The following is a 3,738-nucleotide window of genomic DNA, read 5'->3' as shown; positions in this document are numbered from 1 at the left end:
GGTCGAAGATCTCCATGTACCGGCTCGCGTCGCCCAGCTGCGCGCCAGCGATCCCGGAGAGGTTCTCGCCCGGCCGCACCGTGTGCTCGGTGCGCGCGCCCTCAACCTGCGCGGCAGCGGTCGCCTGCGGGCGCAGACCTGCTGTTTCCGCCGCGGCGGGGAGGGTGAGGATCCAACCGGGACGGATGGGCTGATCGGCGCGGAACACGGACCCGTCCGTCATGGGGCGACCCTCGTTCATCCGAGCGATCTCCTCCCACCGGTGTCCATCGCCCAGGGCCTGTTCCGCGATCGACCACAGACTCTCCGCCGGCTTGACGTCCCGCACCGCGTAACTGCCCAGCGCGTCCTCGCCGTCGCTGCTCGACGCAGAGGTCCCTGCGGTACCTCCGCTGATGCTGCCCGGGACGGCGGCGGCGCTCACGCTCACCGGCGCCGTGGGGGCGTTGGCCGCAGTGGCGGGAGCAGCGAGGGCGGTCGTGGTGGGCAGGGCCAGCAGGACCGCGCCGACAAGGGTGGCGGCGGCGCGTTGACCGACCAGGCCCCGGATTTGCGGGGCGGCGCGGCCGCGGAGCTGGGCGGGGATCTCCAGCATCACCGCGCACGCGAACAGGGCCCAGCCGATCCATCCGGCGATGGCGAGGGCCAGGAGGAACACCTGGCCGGAGTCGTCGGTGGAGAACAGGGAGCCGAGCGCGGCAACTCCGGGCGGGCCGACGATCGAGGTGGCCCACCACAGCAGGATCGGCAGGCCGGCCAGGAGCCCGGCCAGGAGGAGCAGGCTGAGCAGGCCGCGGGCCACGGCGGCCGCCGTCTGGGCGCCGCCGCGCGCGGGCCGCGACGGCTTCGGGGTGGGCTTGGACATGTTCGGGTCCTTCTCGATCGACGCCCTATTCGGGCTGGTTCACGCCGTGCAGGAGGCGGGCGCTGCCGTGCCCGGAGACGTTCATCGAGCCGATGCCGACGACGGAAAGGAAAATGGTGGCGTAGGTGCCGTTCACGGTGACGGTCAGCTGGGTGCCGTCGGCAGAGAGGCCGACGCTGCCGCGGGCGCCGGCCCGGGAGAGGTAGGCGTGCGCGGCGGCCTGGGCGGCTTCGGGGTTTACGCGGATCCCCTCGCCGGTCACGGCAGCGCCCGGGTCGATGGCCTGTCCGGCGGCGCGGGCTGCCTCCATGGCGACGGCGTCGGCGCGTTCGGTGGCGCGTAGCTTGCCGCCGCCGTCGATGGCGAGGCCGATGATGCCCAGCAGGGCGATGGTGCAGATCGCGGTGTAGACGGCGACGCCGCCCTCGTCGCCGTGCAGCCGACGGAGGCCCCGGTGAGGTGCGGGATCGGGCACGACGTCACCCTTCCCGGGAGCGGTAGGCGTCCACGACGGACGTGAACGTGCTGGTCATGGTCTTCGATCCGGGCATCCCGGGCAGCAGGAGGTCGGACAGCGGCACGGTGCAGGAGATGGTCACGGTGACCGTGCCGACCTGGCCGAGGGGGACGGCGAGACCGGAGGCGTCGATGCTCGTCGACGTCGAAGCGCACCGGATGCCCTGGTCGTTCAGGGAGCGGGCGGCAGCCTCGGAGGCCTCGCTCTCAGCGCCGGCGTGGGTGCGGGAGATGGAGGCGGCGCGAGCGGCGTCCTCCGCGGCGGCGTCGACCTTCGAGCCCGAGGTGACGATCCGGCCGCCAGCGATCGCCGTACACAGCAGCATCAGCAGCAGCGGGGCGACGATCGCGGTGGCGATGGCCTCGCTGCCCCGGTCCCCCTGCAGCCGCCCACGCCAACCGCCACCGGAACTCAGGGCGGTCATGGCGTGGTCCACCGTTCGCGGGGAGCCGACGCCGACTGCGACACCGACAGCCCCGACAGGCCCGGCACCATCGAGGGGGCGCTGCCGGTGACGGTCACCCGCACATCGGTGGCCGTGCTGCCGTCCGTGCTGACGGTCGGTGCGCGCAGGCTGTCGCCGGCGATCCGGCCGAGCGTCTCGCGGGCGCGGTCGGCACCCGCGCCCTCCGGGGACTGATAGGTGCGGGCCGCGGCCACGCCTTCACGCGCGGCGGTCAGCGCGACGTTGCGCGCGTGGACCCACATCGCGGCCTGCACCACGGCCACCGTCAGCAGGATGACGAACGGGAACACGATCGCCATCTGGATGGACGACTCCCCCCGATCACCACACGCCATTCCTCGTGCATGGCCGGCCCGGTGCTGCCGGTCGGCCGGGTCGTCGTTGTCGTGCGGCACGTTCCTCCTTCCCCCGCACATCCTGGTATCCGTCTTTGGCGCGGTCAGATGCCGGAGAGGGTGGTGTTGTAGCGGCCGATGACCACCGCGATGGTCCCGGCGATAGCGATCGCGCCGGCCACGGCGGCGACCCAGATGATGATCGTGGTGATGGAGATGTCGCCCCGGTCGGCCGGGCCGCCCTGCTCCAGGCGGGACTTGTACCAGCGCACAGCGGAGTGGGCGGCGGTCGTGGCGCGGGCGGCGATCTTGTTGAGCATGGTGTGTGGCCCCTTTCGGGTCAGGTGTTGAGCATGCGGATGATGGCGGGGAAGGCGATCAGGAGCATCACCAGGACGGCGAGGAGCGCGCCGGGGGCGGTCATCTTCTCGCTGTCGGCGTTGGCTTCGGTCGCCTGCGCGGTGAGGAGCTCGGTGCGCAGGTTCTTCGCGCGGGAGCGCAGGGTGGCGTAGACGGAGGCGCCGTCGTCGGCGGACTGCCGCATGATCGCGGCGAGGTCGTCCAGGACGGGCAGGTCGAGTTCGGCGGTGAGGCGGGCCAGGGACTCCCAGTGGGGGACCTTGTCCACCCGTGAGCGGGCCAGGGCCTGCTGGATGCGGACGAACGCCCAGCCCTGGCCGGTCTGCGCGGCCTGTTCCATGGCCTGCTCGGCCGAGACGTTCCCCGCCCGGCGCAGCGCGACCAGGTCGAGGTAGGCGGCCATGGCGTGCGCGAACTCAGCGCGGGCCCGCTTGGCCTTGTCCCGCAGAGCAAGGTCGGGGGTGAACCAGAGCAGGGCCGCGGCGAGGATGCCGACGATGGCGGGCAGGTACAAGGGCAGGCCGAGCAGCAGCAGCGGGATCGTCGACAGCGGCGGCAGCAGCAGACCACCGGCCGCCAGAGCGACCTTGGTCAGGATGAACTTCGCCGGGGTGGTGCCGGTCAGCGCGAGATCCTTGTGGGGGATCCGTACGCCGGGGACGTCGGTGAGGTGCTCGACCAGCCATTGCCCCCACCGCTCGTCCCGGTCGGCTCCCGCATCGTCGGTACGGGGTGGGGCGGGCTGGTTGAGGCGGCGCAGTGCCGGGCCGAGCGCGGGTGCGGGGCGCAGGATTTCGCGGATCAGGAGGGCGGCGCCGGCGCCGATCGTCGCTCCGGACAGGATTGCGGCCACGGGCATCATGCCGGCACCTCCGTGCTCTCGTGCCTGGCCGGATCGGCGGCCGGGGCGGGCGGGGTGACGGCGCTGCGTGGGTCGGCGACCAGGAAGCGGGGGACCGGCTTGGTGTCGGCGATCTGCCGCATCAGCGCCAGCACACCCACGAAGCCGGCTGCGAGGACGGCGAGGACCAGCTGGCCGAGCAGCGTCCCGTACGGAGCGGTGTAGGAGGGGATGAGGAAGCCGAGGCCGATCACGGCCAGGGTGATGATGGTCATCCACCGCATCGTCGTACGCGGCTTGGCCCGGTCCGCCTCGATCGCCCGCCGACGGGCGACCTCCTCGTGCACCGACTCG

General features: G+C 72.7%; 7 protein-coding genes. All 7 read right to left on the bottom strand.

Annotation, left to right across the window (positions count from 1 at the left end; translation table 11 throughout):
• Positions 1-865, bottom strand: an 865-nt coding sequence (locus tag ACFW48_RS38440) for a LysM peptidoglycan-binding domain-containing protein (RefSeq protein WP_386323288.1), incomplete at its 3' end; no start/stop codon positions are given.
• Positions 866-890: 25 nt separating this feature from the next.
• Positions 891-1,340: a pilus assembly protein TadG-related protein gene (locus ACFW48_RS38435; protein WP_386323286.1), complete on the bottom strand. Its 450-nt coding sequence runs from the start codon at positions 1,338-1,340 to the stop codon at positions 891-893.
• A 4-nt stretch (positions 1,341-1,344) separates the two neighbouring features.
• On the bottom strand, positions 1,345-1,806 hold the full coding sequence (locus tag ACFW48_RS38430) for a TadE/TadG family type IV pilus assembly protein (RefSeq protein ID WP_386323284.1): 462 nt from the start codon (positions 1,804-1,806) through the stop codon (positions 1,345-1,347).
• Positions 1,803-2,243, bottom strand: coding sequence for a TadE/TadG family type IV pilus assembly protein (locus ACFW48_RS38425; RefSeq protein ID WP_386323283.1), 441 nt, complete (start codon positions 2,241-2,243; stop codon positions 1,803-1,805). Before ACFW48_RS38425 ends, ACFW48_RS38430 begins: the two co-directional genes overlap by 4 nt.
• A gap of 44 nt (positions 2,244-2,287) precedes the next feature.
• A complete protein-coding gene (locus ACFW48_RS38420) occupies positions 2,288-2,503 on the bottom strand; it encodes a hypothetical protein (RefSeq protein ID WP_386323281.1) in 216 nt (71 codons plus the stop codon).
• Between the two features lie 20 nt (positions 2,504-2,523).
• Positions 2,524-3,405, bottom strand: coding sequence for a type II secretion system F family protein (locus ACFW48_RS38415; protein ID WP_386323279.1), 882 nt, complete (start codon positions 3,403-3,405; stop codon positions 2,524-2,526).
• Positions 3,402-3,738, bottom strand: a 337-nt coding sequence (locus tag ACFW48_RS38410) for a type II secretion system F family protein (RefSeq protein WP_386323277.1), incomplete at its 5' end; no start/stop codon positions are given. The genes ACFW48_RS38410 and ACFW48_RS38415, both read right to left, overlap by 4 nt.

Source organism: Streptomyces sp. NPDC058812 (assembly GCF_042744565.1).
In the GTDB taxonomy this organism is placed as follows: Bacteria; Actinomycetota; Actinomycetes; order Streptomycetales; family Streptomycetaceae; genus Streptomyces; species Streptomyces thinghirensis.
The sequence above is the reverse complement of the archived record's forward strand: the minus strand, read 5'-3'. Positions and strand labels throughout refer to the sequence as shown.